This is a genomic window from Salegentibacter chungangensis (genome assembly GCF_042678405.1).
Taxonomy (GTDB): Bacteria; Bacteroidota; Bacteroidia; order Flavobacteriales; family Flavobacteriaceae; genus Salegentibacter_A; species Salegentibacter_A chungangensis.
The window spans coordinates 765,346-778,768 of record NZ_JBHTLI010000001.1; the positions used below are offsets into that span (position 1 = coordinate 765,346).

Annotated in this window: 15 protein-coding genes; 13 read left to right on the top strand and 2 right to left on the bottom strand. The window is 41.9% G+C overall.

Going from position 1 to position 13,423, the window contains the following annotated elements:
• Positions 1 to 91 precede the first annotated feature (91 nt).
• From ACFQ3Q_RS03405 to ACFQ3Q_RS03420, 4 genes are all read left to right on the top strand, one after another.
• Positions 92 to 556 carry a DUF4199 domain-containing protein gene (locus ACFQ3Q_RS03405; RefSeq protein ID WP_380742919.1) on the top strand — a complete coding sequence of 155 codons (465 nt, stop codon included), beginning with the start codon at positions 92 to 94 and terminating at the stop codon, positions 554 to 556.
• Positions 557 to 662: 106 nt separating this feature from the next.
• Positions 663 to 1,148, top strand: coding sequence for a 50S ribosomal protein L21 (gene rplU / locus ACFQ3Q_RS03410; RefSeq protein ID WP_380742921.1), 486 nt, complete (start codon positions 663 to 665; stop codon positions 1,146 to 1,148).
• A gap of 30 nt (positions 1,149 to 1,178) precedes the next feature.
• On the top strand, positions 1,179 to 1,439 hold the full coding sequence (gene rpmA, locus ACFQ3Q_RS03415; RefSeq protein WP_380742923.1) for a 50S ribosomal protein L27: 261 nt from the start codon (positions 1,179 to 1,181) through the stop codon (positions 1,437 to 1,439).
• A gap of 90 nt (positions 1,440 to 1,529) precedes the next feature.
• Complete coding sequence (locus tag ACFQ3Q_RS03420) at positions 1,530 to 1,865, top strand: putative signal transducing protein (RefSeq protein WP_380742925.1); 336 nt, start codon at positions 1,530 to 1,532, stop codon at positions 1,863 to 1,865.
• 79 nt (positions 1,866 to 1,944) lie between these two features.
• Here ACFQ3Q_RS03420 and ahcY read toward each other — a convergent pair whose 3' ends face one another.
• The gene (gene ahcY, locus ACFQ3Q_RS03425) at positions 1,945 to 3,261 is read right to left on the bottom strand and encodes an adenosylhomocysteinase (protein WP_380742927.1); all 1,317 of its coding nucleotides are present in this window, start codon (positions 3,259 to 3,261) and stop codon (positions 1,945 to 1,947) included.
• Positions 3,262 to 3,322: 61 nt separating this feature from the next.
• On the opposite strand from ahcY, the gene ACFQ3Q_RS03430 reads away from it, so the two are divergent.
• From ACFQ3Q_RS03430 to ACFQ3Q_RS03470, 9 genes are all read left to right on the top strand, one after another.
• Positions 3,323 to 3,976, top strand: coding sequence for a 4'-phosphopantetheinyl transferase family protein (locus ACFQ3Q_RS03430; RefSeq protein WP_380742929.1), 654 nt, complete (start codon positions 3,323 to 3,325; stop codon positions 3,974 to 3,976).
• A complete protein-coding gene (locus ACFQ3Q_RS03435) occupies positions 3,976 to 4,680 on the top strand; it encodes a geranylgeranylglyceryl/heptaprenylglyceryl phosphate synthase (protein ID WP_380742931.1) in 705 nt (234 codons plus the stop codon). The genes ACFQ3Q_RS03430 and ACFQ3Q_RS03435 overlap by 1 nt, the downstream gene beginning before the upstream one ends.
• Positions 4,681 to 4,756: 76 nt before the next feature.
• Entirely contained in the window at positions 4,757 to 5,017 is a 261-nt protein-coding gene (locus tag ACFQ3Q_RS03440) for a thiamine-binding protein (protein WP_380742933.1), read from the top strand.
• Complete coding sequence (gene pnuC, locus ACFQ3Q_RS03445; RefSeq protein WP_380742935.1) at positions 5,001 to 5,633, top strand: nicotinamide riboside transporter PnuC; 633 nt, start codon at positions 5,001 to 5,003, stop codon at positions 5,631 to 5,633. Before ACFQ3Q_RS03440 ends, pnuC begins: the two co-directional genes overlap by 17 nt.
• Complete coding sequence (locus ACFQ3Q_RS03450) at positions 5,594 to 6,175, top strand: AAA family ATPase (protein ID WP_380742937.1); 582 nt, start codon at positions 5,594 to 5,596, stop codon at positions 6,173 to 6,175. Before pnuC ends, ACFQ3Q_RS03450 begins: the two co-directional genes overlap by 40 nt.
• Positions 6,162 to 7,715: a DUF4301 family protein gene (locus ACFQ3Q_RS03455; protein WP_380742939.1), complete on the top strand. Its 1,554-nt coding sequence runs from the start codon at positions 6,162 to 6,164 to the stop codon at positions 7,713 to 7,715. The genes ACFQ3Q_RS03450 and ACFQ3Q_RS03455 overlap by 14 nt, the downstream gene beginning before the upstream one ends.
• Before the next feature lie 3 nt (positions 7,716 to 7,718).
• Positions 7,719 to 8,120, top strand: coding sequence for an alternative ribosome rescue aminoacyl-tRNA hydrolase ArfB (gene arfB, locus ACFQ3Q_RS03460; protein WP_380742941.1), 402 nt, complete (start codon positions 7,719 to 7,721; stop codon positions 8,118 to 8,120).
• Between the two features lie 533 nt (positions 8,121 to 8,653).
• On the top strand, positions 8,654 to 9,037 hold the full coding sequence (locus ACFQ3Q_RS03465; RefSeq protein ID WP_380742943.1) for a hypothetical protein: 384 nt from the start codon (positions 8,654 to 8,656) through the stop codon (positions 9,035 to 9,037).
• 479 nt (positions 9,038 to 9,516) lie between these two features.
• Positions 9,517 to 10,863 carry a sigma-54-dependent transcriptional regulator gene (locus tag ACFQ3Q_RS03470; RefSeq protein ID WP_380742945.1) on the top strand — a complete coding sequence of 449 codons (1,347 nt, stop codon included), beginning with the start codon at positions 9,517 to 9,519 and terminating at the stop codon, positions 10,861 to 10,863.
• Here ACFQ3Q_RS03470 and ACFQ3Q_RS03475 read toward each other — a convergent pair.
• Positions 10,853 to 13,273, bottom strand: a complete 2,421-nt coding sequence (locus ACFQ3Q_RS03475; RefSeq protein ID WP_380742946.1) for a hybrid sensor histidine kinase/response regulator — start codon at positions 13,271 to 13,273, stop codon at positions 10,853 to 10,855. The genes ACFQ3Q_RS03470 and ACFQ3Q_RS03475 overlap by 11 nt on opposite strands.
• Between the last annotated feature and the right edge of the window lie 150 nt (positions 13,274 to 13,423).

A 13,423-nucleotide genomic window follows, 5' to 3' on the forward strand; every position in this document is an offset into this window, starting at 1 on the left:
TTACTCTTATGTATTATTCAAAATTAACAGGCTATTGTGTGTAATATTGACTAATTTTTAAGAAATTTACTGATAAAACATCGACTTTGTTATGAAAAAATACAGTATTCCAATTAAATACGGGGTCGCCATTTCGGCGGGTCTCATCGCTTATTTTCTAATTCTGTCGCTCTTTAATCTGCATATTAACCCTATCTACAGTTTATTCAACGGCGTGATTATGGGATATGGTATGTTTGAGGCTATTAAACATTACCAGTTACAGCAGGGTAAAAAATTTAAATATCAGAAGGGTTTTATGGCCTTGTTGTTAACGGGCTTTAATGCCACTATTATTTTCACCATTTTCTTCGGGATTTATGCTACAGAGATCAATCCTGATTTTCCCGATAATTTGCTCACTATGTGGCGAACAGACTATGGCACGGGGATAGGGATCATTCTGTTTGTAGTTGCTATTATGGGGTTTGCCACGACTTTGGTTCTTGCCCTTACATTTATGCAGCTTTTTAAGGATTCCTGGAACACAAAAAGCAGCCAGAAGCATTCGGTCTAAAAAAACCGAAAGACTTTGCCAATTAATTATTTAGAAGTATATTTGCACCCGCTTGCGCAGATGCAGGCTTGTTTATTTTATAAAATAATTAATTAATCGATACGCTATGTACGCAATTGTAGAGATAGCAGGGCAGCAATTTAAAGTTGCAAAAGACCAAAAAGTATTCGTTAATCGTTTGGCGGGAGAAGAAGGAGATAAGCTTTCTTTCGATAAAGTTCTTCTAACAGGAGACGGAAACGATGTTACTTTAGGCGCCCCGGCTATAGAAGGTGCTTCGGTAGGGGCAAAGATCACTCGCCACCTAAAGGGTGATAAAGTTATTGTTTTCAAAAAGAAAAGACGTAAGGGTTACCGTGTTAAGAACGGTCACCGTCAGGCTTTAACCGAGATCGTTATTGAAAGCATTTCTGCCAAAGGAGGCAAAAAAGCTGCTGCTCCAAAGAAAAAAGAGGAGCCAAAGGCTAAAGAAGATGACTCTAAAGATTTAAGCAAACACACGGTTGCTGAATTGAAAGAGATGGCTAAAGAAAGAGGACTTGAGGGATATTCTTCTATGAAGAAAGCCGAACTAATCGAAGCTTTAAGCTAAATTATTAATCTACTAAAAACCTAAAATAAGATGGCACACAAAAAAGGAGTTGGTAGTTCCAAGAACGGTAGAGAATCAGAATCGAAACGCTTAGGTGTGAAGATCTTCGGAGGACAAGCTGCCGTTGCCGGAAACATCATCGTAAGACAAAGGGGTACTGCACACAATCCAGGTGAGAATGTGTATGCAGGAAAAGACCATACTTTACATGCCAAAGTTGATGGTATCGTAAAATTCACTAAAAAGAAAAATGATAAATCATACGTTTCTGTTGAGCCTTTCGAAGCTTAATTGAACTTTCTTTTTAAGAACCAATAAAAAGCCTTTCTGAATTCAGAAAGGCTTTTTTTGTATCTTTAGTAGTTACAAACATTCAGTGTTATGGACTATATCACGGTATTTACTACTACAGATCACAGCGAGGTTTCTATAATAAAAGGGCTTTTTGACCAGGAGAATGTACATTATAAGATCCTGGATGAAAACCGGGAACTGGATACAGGCATGTCTGAAGTGCGTATCCAGGTTTCTGAAGAAGACAGGGTGAAGGCGCGGGAGATCCTGCATGAAGGTGGCCTTTTGGGAGGATCGCGCAAGGCCGTTACTGCCTGGCACAGCCGCAGGAAACCTGTGAAAAAATGGATGTTCGTGTTTCTTGCAGCTTTAATAGTAGTGCTCGTTGCTTTACTGGTAATGTGGTTTATGAGTGCGGAATAATATATATTGAACCTGATATAAATAAAAAATCCTTTCTGGTACCAGAAAGGATTTTTTATTGGGTAAATCCGTGTTTGGATTAGTATCTGTAATATTCAGGTTTGAATGGGCCATTAACTTCCACGCCAATATAGTCTGCCTGTTCCTGGTTCAGTTCGGTTAGTTCAACCCCGATTCTTTCCAGGTGAAGTTTGGCAACCTTTTCATCCAGATGCTTCGGAAGCATATAAACTTCATTCTCGTACTTGTCTGAATTGTTCCAAAGCTCGATCTGTGCAAGGGTCTGGTTGGTGAATGAGTTACTCATCACAAAACTTGGGTGACCTGTTGCGCAACCAAGGTTTACAAGACGCCCTTCAGCAAGAAGGATGATGTCTTTTCCGGCTATGGTGTATTTGTCTACCTGTGGTTTGATCTCATCTTTAGTATCGCCGTAGTTTTCATTCAGCCAGGCAACAGCAATTTCATTGTCAAAATGCCCGATATTGCAAACGATGGTTTTGTCTTTCATCGCCTTAAAATGTTCTCCTCTAACGATGTCCTTGTTTCCGGTAGTGGTGATCACGATATCGGCTTTCGGAAGTACGGTCTCAAGTCTTTTTACTTCAAACCCGTCCATTGCCGCCTGAAGCGCACAAATTGGGTCGATCTCGGTTACGGTAACAATAGATCCTGCACCTCTGAAAGAAGCTGCAGTACCTTTACCAACGTCTCCGTATCCGCAAACCACAACTCTTTTTCCGGCAAGCATTACATCGGTAGCACGACGAATTGCATCTACCGCACTCTCACGACATCCGTATTTATTATCAAATTTCGACTTGGTAACAGAATCGTTTACATTGATGGCCGGCATTGGCAGCGTTCCCTTCTTCATACGTTCGTACAAACGGTGAACCCCGGTAGTGGTTTCTTCAGAAAGTCCTTTAATGCCCTCGGCAAGTTCAGGATACTGGTCAAAGACCATATTGGTAAGATCTCCGCCATCATCAAGGATCATATTAAGAGGCTTTCTCTCTTCTCCAAAGAAAAGGGTTTGCTCTATACACCAGTTGAACTCCTCTTCGTTCATTCCTTTCCAGGCATAAACCGGAATTCCGGCAGCGGCAATTGCAGCAGCAGCGTGATCCTGGGTAGAGAAAATATTACAGGAACTCCAGGTAACATCGGCACCAAGAGCAACAAGGGTTTCGATGAGTACAGCAGTCTGTACGGTCATATGCAAACAACCGGCAATTCTGGCCCCTTTTAGAGGCTGCTCCTCTTTATATTCTTCACGAAGCGCCATTAATCCCGGCATCTCTGCCTCGGCAAGTTCTATTTCCTTTCTTCCCCAATCGGCAAGGGAGATATCTTTAACTTTATAAGCCGTATAAGGCACTGTTTTAGTTGACATATTATTATATTTGAATAATTAGCAATTTCTTGCAAAAATACATAATCTAGAACAATTCTACATGCCTCTTTACAAAAGAATAACACCGAACGATCACACTAAAGTCTTCATTTGGAAGGTGGAAGAGTCCCTCGACTGGTTAAGCCGGGGTATAAAACTCACCCCGCATTGTGAAAGGCGGGTGAACGGAATGAAATCGGAGATCCACAGGCGTGGATTTATGAGTATCAGGCATTTGATGGCCGAGGCCGGTTATGTAGACCACGACCTTTTCTATGATGAACTGGGAAAACCGCACTTGAGGGATGGGAAGAACATTTCGATAACTCATTCTTTCAATTTCACCGGGATCATAGTGAGCGATGAAAAGGTGGGGATCGATATCGAGAAGCAGAGAAATAAAATTCTTAAGATCGCTGAGAAATTCACGCCTCTTGAAGAGTATCATACGCTCGCAAATGAAGATGCGCTTATCAGGAAGCTTACCATCGTTTGGGGGGCTAAGGAATCTATCTATAAGATGTATGCCGAGCCGGGACTTGGATTCCTGCAGCATATCAATGTCACCGATTTCGATTTTGACGATTCCAAGACCACGGCTAAGGTTTCTTTTAACGGGAATTCGTCATTTTATAAGCTGAATTTCCTCGAGTTTGAAGGCTTTACCTGCGTTTATGGTTCGCCCGAGACCGAAAAGCTCAAAAAGGAATCCTGATGAACGGATTATATTCCCAACTTGAGGCTAAGCTGGCTTCTGGAGAAAAACAGCTGGCTGTACTTATAGATCCCGATAAATTCAATGATACCGAAGCCGAAGAGTTTATTAAAAGACTTCCCGAAGGCGTCACGCATATATTTGTTGGTGGCAGTACCGTAGAAGATGAAAAGACCGCGCTTAGCGTAACAGCGGTTAAGAAATATACCAATCTTCCGGTTATACTTTTTCCCGGAAGTCACACCCAGATCACTGACGCCGCAGATGGAATTCTGTTCCTAAGCCTTATCTCTGGGAGAAATCCTGAGTATTTAATAGAACAACAGGTGAGATCGGTGCAAAAACTGCGTGATTCGAAGCTCGAAATTATTCCCACCGGATACGTGCTGATAGACGGGGGAAAGGAATGTGCCGTACAGAGAGTAAGTAATACCAGGCCCATCCCGCAAACCGAGGTCGAAACAGTAGTGCATACATCGCTCGCAGGTCAGTTTTCGGGAAAGAAACTCATCTATCTTGAGGCAGGAAGCGGAGCCTTAAAGCCTGTTTCTGAAGAGATCGTAGGAGAGGTGAAGAAGGCGATTAATATCCCCCTGATCGTTGGAGGAGGAATAAGAAGTCGGGAGCAGCTGGAACGAGCCTTTAAAGCCGGTGCCGATCTTGTGGTTATTGGAACCGCTTTCGAGAACGGAGGCTTAAATTAAGTGATTTTATCTGCAGAAATGTGAGGCCCTTTAAATTATGCCTAACTTTGGGTTTGACAAAAAACACTGTGTTAAAATGAAAATTTCAGTAGAACTTACCCTGACTCCAATTCAGGACGATTTTGAACCTGCTATCATCAATTTTATAAAGAAGTTAAGGGCTTCAGGGCTCACGGTTAAAGAGAATCCTTTAAGCACCCAGGTTTATGGGGATTATGATGAGGTGATGGGCTTGCTGAACACCGAGATCAAATCTGCATTCGAAGCCATAGACCGCGGACTTATGTATATGAAAATTGTGAAATCTGACCGAAGCGAATATGCAGCCGATTTTTGATTTTTTCTTTGATCAGTATTACAATTATCCAACCCTTTTTATTATTCTTGAAATTATCGCCGTGATCTTCGGCTTTCTTTCGGTATGGTATTCCAAGCAGAATAATATCCTGGTGTATCCAACGGGGATCATAAGTACCCTGATCTTTGTGTATATTCTTTACCAGTGGCAGCTGCTTGGGGATATGATGATCAATGCCTATTATTTCTTAATGAGTATTTACGGCTGGTACATCTGGACCAGGAAGGTGGATCCTGAACATTACACCCCAATAACCAATACCACTAAAGGCGAAAATATTAAGTCGGTATTTATTTTCATTGCCACCCTGCTTTTTGTTTTCGTTGTTTATGAGTATTTTGATAAGTGGAATAGCTGGACGGCATATGTAGACACCTTGACTACCGCCGTATTCTTTGTGGGAATGTGGCAGATGGCTAAGAGAAAAATCGAAAACTGGTTATTCTGGATAGTGGGAGATATAATTTCGGTACCCCTGTATTTTTACAAAGGCCTTGTATTTACAAGCTTTCAGTACCTGATCTTCACCATTATCGCGATTTATGGATATAAAGCATGGAAGAAAAACTTGCGCAACGATCTTCGTCCTGCATAAAAGTAGTGCTCTTTGGCCCCGAATCTACCGGGAAGACCACTCTTTCAAGGCAGCTGGCCCGGCATTATGATACGCTTTGGGTGGAGGAATATATGCGGGAATATCTTCAGGAGAAATGGGATAAGGAACAACTGGTTTGCCAGCCTTCAGATATTATCCCTATCGCCCGGGGGCAAATGGCGCGTGAAAACGAACTTTCTGCGAAGGCCAGAGACGTGCTTATTTGCGATACTGATCTTCTGGAACTTAAGGTCTATTCAGAAGCCTATTATGAAGGTTTTTGCGACCCTTTACTTCTTAAACATGCGTTAAACAACCAGTATCATGTTTACTTTTTAACGTATATTGACGTTCCCTGGACACCCGATGACTTAAGGGACAAGCCCAATGACCGGGAAGGCATGTTTGAAAAATTCGAGACTGCCCTACAACTCTACAATAAGCCTTATACGGTTCTAAAAGGAAATCTTCAGGAACGCCTGGAGACCGCGGTGTCTGAAATTGATAAACTGATAAAAAAACACAAAAGTGAAGTTAAGTGAAAAGGATATCCTTCAGATTAAGGAGAAGGGATTGACTACTGAAGAGGTAGAACGACAGATTGAGATTTTTAAGAGAGGAAATATAAAAGTAGATATCCGTGAGGCCGCAACCGTAGGGAAAGGTATATCTGAATATTCAGAAGCCCGGAAAAAAAATTTTATCGGGACTTTTGAAGCCAGAAAAGATCAGTTAAAAGTAATGAAATTTGTGCCGGCTTCCGGTGCTGCCACCAGGATGTTCAAGGCCCTTCATAATTTTGTAAATGAATTTCACCCCGATAAGGAAAGCCTGAGGGAATATTTAGATAAGAAGGAGAACCAAAACCTTCAGCGATTCTTCACGAAGATAGATCAGCTTCCGTTCTATGAAATGGCCCAGGAAAAGGCAAAGGAAAATCACAGTGATTTTGAAGATAAAACTTCAGATGAGCAGCGCCTGCTGTTGGTAGAAACAATGTTGTATTCAAACGGGCTTGATTTGAGCAATTACCCAAAGGGTCTTGTGCCTTTTCATAAATATGACGATCATCTGGCAACGGCCTTTGAGGAGCACTTATACGGTGCTTCACTTTACCTGGATGTAAACGGGAAGACAAGTCTTCATTTTACCGTAGCTGAAGGGGATAAAGAGAAGTTTGAAAAAGAATTCGAAGCTATTAAGGACCGGTTGGAGAAGGACAGGAATACAAAGTTCGAAATTTCATATTCCTACCAGGATCCGAAGACCGATACCATTGCGGTAGATGATCATAACGAACCCTTCCGCACTAAAGACGGAAAATTGTTCTTTAGGCCGGGTGGTCACGGGGCGCTTATCGAAAACCTTAATCAACAGGATGCCGACCTTGTTTTTATCAAGAATATAGATAATGTGGTGGTGAAGCAGTCTATAGGAGACGTGGTGGAGTATAAGAAAATGCTTGGCGGTAACCTCCTGGAGCTGCAGGAGCAGATCTTCAGATATTTAAAGGAATTGACCGATCATAGCGAATTTAAGGATGAATTCCTTTCGGAAATAAAGGATTTCCTTGAAACAAAATTATGCGCTAAAATTCAGGAATTTGAAAGCCTTTCAACTTCAGAAAAAGTGAAGGCCCTTCAGGATAAACTGGACAGGCCGTTGCGGGTGTGCGGAATGGTGAAGAATGAAGGAGAACCCGGTGGCGGGCCATTTCTTGTGAAGAATAAAGACGGCGAAGTGTCACTTCAGATCATTGAAGGTGCTCAAATAGATAAGGACAATCCCGAACAACTCAAGATCGCCCGGGAAGCTACCCATTTTAACCCTGTGGATATCGTATGTGGGATTCACAACTTTAAGGGGGAAGCCTTCGATCTACAGGAATTTGTGGACCCTGAAATGAGTTTTATTGCCGATAAGACCAAAGACGGGAAGCCTTTAAAAGCTTTGGAGCGTCCGGGGCTTTGGAACGGGGGAATGGCTAAATGGAATACCGTTTTTGTTGAGGTGCCGGTGTCAACCTTTAACCCTGTAAAAACAGTGGCCGATCTCCTGAAGTCAACACACCAGGTACATTAGGTTTTGGATCAGGAAACAATTTTACGTGAGCTTAATTTTAAGGCGGTGAAAAGTTCCGGGGCCGGGGGGCAGCATGTCAATAAGACCGCCTCTAAGGTGGAACTGCACTTTGATGTGGAGAATTCGGAAGGGCTGAAGCCGGAAGAAAAGGAGCGGATATTTAAGAAGCTGGAGTCCAGAATTACCCAGAATAATGAACTGGTATTGCAAAGTGGGGCGACCAGAAGTCAGCATAAGAATAAAGATGAGGTGATATCAAGATTTCTGGAGATCATTAAGGAAGCCTTAAAGAAGAAAAAACCAAGGAAAAAGACCAAACCGAGTAAAGCAGCGAAACTGAAACGCCTGAAGAGAAAGAAGATGCATTCCGAGAAAAAGGCGAGAAGGCAGGACCCTTTAAAATAAAAGTGTAGAATTTTTCTACACTTTTATCAAGTAAAGTGTTAAAATTCTACAAAACAAGGCATTCTAAGAAATCCTTGAAAAACTATTAATTAGCTGTAAATCAAAAACATAAAACAATTTAGTTACTTTCGGTATGGTTTTGTCAGTACCCTTTACGATTGCAATAGACAGATTGTATGATTTTAAAGTGCGGCAGATCAAACTGCTGTGTAATTTAGATTTTCGGATTAAAAAGAGGCCATTGCGGGCCTCTTTTTTTGTTTAAGGAATTCAGGAACTTGCAAAATCTTTATTCTAAAGTCTCAAAAGGCCCTCTGTCCCCGGAAAATCAGCTAAAATGTGGGAGCTATTTCCACATAAAATCTTCTTAATTCAGGGGGTTTCTACATAATATTTTCTAAACATATCTTTTATAAAACTCCTGAACCTGTTGATCTGCAAGCCTTCAGATGGTTTTTCATAAAATTGGCATAATAATTCCGTTATTCTTATTAACCACAGTACTTATTAAACAATAATTAAAAATCAGAATTATGAAAAAGTTTGGATTATCGATGATGGCAGTTGCAGCAATGTTCTTTTCGACTGCCGGGTTACAGGCTCAGGAAACCGAAGCGGAAATGGAAGTGGAAACTGAGGTAGAAGCTCAGGAAGAGGTTGTAGAACAGGAAATGGAGATGAAGCAGGAGGCGAAAGCCGAATTCCAGAGAATTGAGGTTGTTGCTTTGCCGCAGGCAGTAAAAGAGGCTATAATCAACGATTTTGACGGATCGATGGCCGAGGAAGCCTGGGTAAAAGAAGAGGACGGAAAAACTACCTATAAATTAGCCCTGAATGTTGAAGGAGAGATGAAAAAGGTTTATGCCGACCAGGATGGTAACTGGGTAGAGGAAGACGGAGAAGAGGATGATAAATAACAAATTGGAAGTCTTTCTAAAATTAAATACCAACTACTACTAATCAATAAATAATTGTTAAGGAGTTAATCCTTGCTTCCGCCATAGCAGATTGAATTTTGAGCCTACTATGGCGGTTTTATAAACTAAACAGTACCGAAGTTTTAGAGAAGCCAACTCTTTCGGTGCCAGGTGAAATTAGGAATACACAACCGGAACTAAGGTTGCGAATCTACCCCGGCAGATGGCAGGCGTAAAGAAGTGAGAGACTCTTAAGTCCATTAATCAACTAACCATTCTCACCTTTACATTCGAAGCTTGAAATGGGTTTGTGTTCCCCCGGTTCGCCTGCAAATGGATACCACCCGATGACAAGTATAAATATTTTACATTTGTCAGATTAAAGAGGTCTTATAAAAAGGCCTCTTTTTTTATGCTTAATTTTAAATTCTATGAGTATAAGATTGTTAAATTTGTAACCAAGGCTCAAAATTCAATTTATGGCTAAAATTCTCATTGTAGAAGACGATGTTGCATTCGGAACTATGCTAAAGACTTTTCTTAACAAGAAAGGCTACCAGGCAGAGCACGCATTTTCTGCTGCCGATGCCTTTAATAAAATCGCAGAAGACAATTTTGAGCTGATCCTTACCGATGTAAGGTTGCCGGATAAGGATGGCCTGGAGATCCTTAAAGAAGTTAAGGCCAAAGATCAGGCGTCCCAGGTGATCGTGATGACAAGCTATGCCGAAATCAGTATGGCCGTAGAAGCTATGAAATCTGGCGCCTTTGATTATGTCTCTAAGCCTTTTAGACCTGAATCTATTCTTCAGACCATAGAAAATGCCTTAAAACAAAATGAAGTAGAGGAAGCCAAACCGGCTAAGCCAAAGAAAAAGACCAAGGCAGATAAGCCTGTACGTTCGTCTTTTATTAAAGGAGTAAGTGATGCCTCGGTAAGGCTTAACGATTATATAGAGCTTGTGGCCCCAACCAATATGTCTGTCCTTATTATTGGGGAAAGCGGTACCGGGAAAGAGCAGGTAGCCAAAAGTATTCACGAACAGAGCAAAAGAAAAGATGCTCCTTTTGTGGCGGTAGATTGCGGGGCAATTCCTAAAGAGATCGCTTCCAGTGAATTCTTCGGCCATATAAAAGGTTCTTTTACGGGGGCAATCAATGATAAAACGGGTCACTTTCAGGCCGCTAATGGTGGAACTCTTTTTCTTGATGAGATCGGGAACCTGGGCTATGAACTACAGGTTCAGCTGTTAAGGGCGTTACAGGAAAGACGTATTAAGCCTGTTGGAAGCAATGCTGAAATTGAAGTGGATATCAGAGTGGTTACCGCAACCAATGAAGACCTGGCACAGGCGGTAAAAGAAGGGAATTTCAGAGAAGATCTTTATCACAGGCTGAATGAATTCTCTATAAAGGTACCTTCCCTGAAAGACCGGAAAGAAGACCTGATGATCTTTGCCGATCACTTTCTTGAAGAGGCCAATGAAGAGCTGGAGAAAAATGTTGTTGGTTTTTCTGATGATGCCATTACCGCATTTAAAAATTACAACTGGCCCGGTAACCTTCGGGAGCTAAAAAATATGATTAAGCGTGCGGTATTGCTTACCCAGGGAGACCTTATTCCGTTGAAGGTTCTGCCTCACGAAATAGCTACAGCTACAAAAAGTGAGACCGATTACGGGCTTTTCCGTAATAAGAACGAGGAACAGCTTATCATAGATGCTTTGGAAAAATCGGGAGGAAATAAGAGCAAAGCAGCCCGAATACTATCTATAGACCGAAAAACCCTTTACAACAAACTAAAGCAATACGGGATTAAACTGTAATTTCCGCTTCAAGGCTTTTCATCAGTTCTTCTATCTGAAGAATAAGCTTTTTAACCTTGGGTTCCGGTACGGGCTCGTGCGCTTCCAGTTTCTGTAATTCGGGAATAATATGGCCTGCCTGCATTTGCTTTAGCATTGGCAGCATCTTGTGGGCTATTCTACCCATTTCTTCTTTGTCATCATTTTTCAGGGCCTCACGAAGTTCCCTGATATTGGTTTCCGCACTTTGCAGGAATGCTTTTAAAATTACCTGCATTGCCTGTTCATCGCCCCCGGAAAATTCATAGATCTCCTCAAGATTGTAATTCGAGTTCTTTTGTTTTTGAAGCGTCTGTGTTCTCTCTTTTTTTATGACTTCCAGTTTAAAGATCTCTGCGATCTTACTGTGAAGGTCGGCAGGTTTGTATGGCTTTAACAGGCTTCCGGTAAATCCTGCTTTCAGGTAGGCCTCAGCATTTACATCTGTTCTTCCTGAAAGTGCAATTACCGGGAGGTTTGCTATCTTTTCATTAGCCCTGATGAATTTTATGAGCTGGAATCCGTCAACTTTTGGCATCTGGATATCGGTTAAAACCAGATCATAGTTTTCAGCTTTGATCTTTTTAAGGGCTTCTTCCCCGTCAAGACAAGAGTCACACTCCATTCCCAGGGATTTTACCAGCTCTTTGGTCAGGACCAGCTGGGAAGGCTCATCATCTACTGCCAGAGCTTTTTTGCCTTTCAGGTTGAGTCCTGTTTCCTCTTTTGAGGTGGCTTTTGGCTTCTCTTCGTTCTTTGCCGGTTTTTCAACCGGAAGGCTAACAATAAACTCACTTCCCTTGCCTTGCTCGCTTTTCAGCTCGATCTTACCTTTAAGGAGCTCTGTTATTCGTTTTGTGATACTAAGACCAAGGCCTGTTCCGCCGTAAGTTTTTTCGATCTTACTATTCTCCTGTGAGAACTCCTCGAAAATCGCTTCTTGCTTATCTTCCGGAATCCCAATGCCGGTATCTTTAACCGAAATAATAAGAGTTTCGTCTTCTGAAGCTTTATTCTCAAGCCTTGCGCTTACCTTTACTTCTCCTTTTTCGGTGAATTTATAGGCATTTGTGACAAGATTGGCGATAACCTGCTTTATCCTGAAAGGGTCACTCAATACCTGTAAATTGCAATTCTCATCAATATCGGTAACTACCTTTACATTTTCCTTGAGTTCACCCGGAAGCGAATTGGTGACCGTATCTTCAACTAGTTTTTTAGGATTAAATGGCAGGTTTTCGATCAGCATTTTTCCTGCTTCCAGTTTAGAAAGGTCCAGCAGGTCATTTACCAGGTGCAGGATAAAATCTGAAGATTTTCTCAGCTGTCTTAAATAATGCTGTTGTTTGGTGTTAAGACCGGTTTTTTCCAGCAGATCGGTATACCCTATCACCGTGGTTAAAGGAGAGCGAAGATCGTGTGTGATCGCGGCCATAAATTGTTCGCGGCTCTTTAAAAGGGATTCGGCAAAGGTCTTGGCTTCTTCCAGTTCTACCCTGTATTGATGACTCCTGGTAACATCGCGGACTATCAGTACCAGAAATCCAAGAATTATGGCAATGCTTATGGCGCCGGCAATAAAAAGAATGCGCGAAGTTTCTGTAAGCATTTCCTGGGAATTCTCGGCTTGTGCCAGGGATGCCTCCCGCTCTTCCTGTTCGATCTTTGAAAGGATTTTTCTTAGCTGCTGATTAAGAACAGTGTCATTGTCAAGTAATTCGGTTTCCTTTTTAAACAGGGTATTCCTGAACCTCTCATTAGCGATCTCAAGTTCGTTCAGAACACTTTTCACCTGATTAATAAGTGAATCGGCCGTTTTATTGGTCAGCTTCTTCGCATTGTCTTCTTCGGCATATTCCAGAAGCCTTATAAGAACCTTTCTTTGATGAGGTTCCAGGTTGGAAAATCGTTGCTCATAATTCTTATCGGCGAAAGATTCATCTACCTTTTTAAGCTCATTGATCACCCGGGTATAATAGTTCGTGCTTCTGTCTTCCTGCCGTAATTCGTTCAACTCCTCGAGGTTAGAGGTTTTTCTGGAAAGCAGGACAAGGATACTGTCCAGTTCAGTCTGCATAGTCCCTTCCGGGTAGGTTTGCTGGAGCTTCCTGATACTTCCTTTTATGCTGTCAATCTGATTCCTGTATCGTTCCACTTCAGTGCTGTCTCCGGTTTGGATAAGCCTCCGGCTAATATTTTCGGTTTTATAAAGTCCCGTGGTGATCTCACTTACCAGGAAAAGCTTCTCGTTATTGGTGTTGTTTTTCTGGGCAAGATCGGTAAAGGCAACCACGCGGTTATAGACTACCCATACGGCTATTGCTGCAAGGGCAGCCACCAGGATGTAGCCAGCCAGTACTTTTAGAGTTATGGAGCGCCTTGTGTTTAACATTGGAGGTAAAATTACGGCAATTATATCAAAATCGAATAATATTACCGGAAATCAAAAAAAGCTTTTTACCTTTGCGGCAAATCTCAAGAAGGGGTGCCCGTTTGGGCTGAGATCATACCCAATGAACCTGGGCAGGTAATGCTGCCAAGG

What these genes read in the sequence shown, in the direction of transcription:
- rplU (WP_380742921.1), top strand. Translation starts at nt 663, where the DNA reads ATGTACGCAATTGTAGAGATAGCAGGGCAGCAATTTAAAGTTGCAAAA.
- pnuC (WP_380742935.1), top strand. Translation starts at nt 5,001, where the DNA reads ATGCAGCCGATTTTTGATTTTTTCTTTGATCAGTATTACAATTATCCA.
- ACFQ3Q_RS03420 (WP_380742925.1), top strand. Translation starts at nt 1,530, where the DNA reads ATGGACTATATCACGGTATTTACTACTACAGATCACAGCGAGGTTTCT.
- ACFQ3Q_RS03475 (WP_380742946.1), bottom strand. Translation starts at nt 13,273, where the DNA reads ATGTTAAACACAAGGCGCTCCATAACTCTAAAAGTACTGGCTGGCTAC.
- ACFQ3Q_RS03470 (WP_380742945.1), top strand. Translation starts at nt 9,517, where the DNA reads ATGGCTAAAATTCTCATTGTAGAAGACGATGTTGCATTCGGAACTATG.
- rpmA (WP_380742923.1), top strand. Translation starts at nt 1,179, where the DNA reads ATGGCACACAAAAAAGGAGTTGGTAGTTCCAAGAACGGTAGAGAATCA.
- ACFQ3Q_RS03440 (WP_380742933.1), top strand. Translation starts at nt 4,757, where the DNA reads ATGAAAATTTCAGTAGAACTTACCCTGACTCCAATTCAGGACGATTTT.
- ACFQ3Q_RS03465 (WP_380742943.1), top strand. Translation starts at nt 8,654, where the DNA reads ATGAAAAAGTTTGGATTATCGATGATGGCAGTTGCAGCAATGTTCTTT.
- ACFQ3Q_RS03430 (WP_380742929.1), top strand. Translation starts at nt 3,323, where the DNA reads ATGCCTCTTTACAAAAGAATAACACCGAACGATCACACTAAAGTCTTC.
- ACFQ3Q_RS03405 (WP_380742919.1), top strand. Translation starts at nt 92, where the DNA reads ATGAAAAAATACAGTATTCCAATTAAATACGGGGTCGCCATTTCGGCG.
- ahcY (WP_380742927.1), bottom strand. Translation starts at nt 3,261, where the DNA reads ATGTCAACTAAAACAGTGCCTTATACGGCTTATAAAGTTAAAGATATC.
- ACFQ3Q_RS03435 (WP_380742931.1), top strand. Translation starts at nt 3,976, where the DNA reads ATGAACGGATTATATTCCCAACTTGAGGCTAAGCTGGCTTCTGGAGAA.
- ACFQ3Q_RS03450 (WP_380742937.1), top strand. Translation starts at nt 5,594, where the DNA reads ATGGAAGAAAAACTTGCGCAACGATCTTCGTCCTGCATAAAAGTAGTG.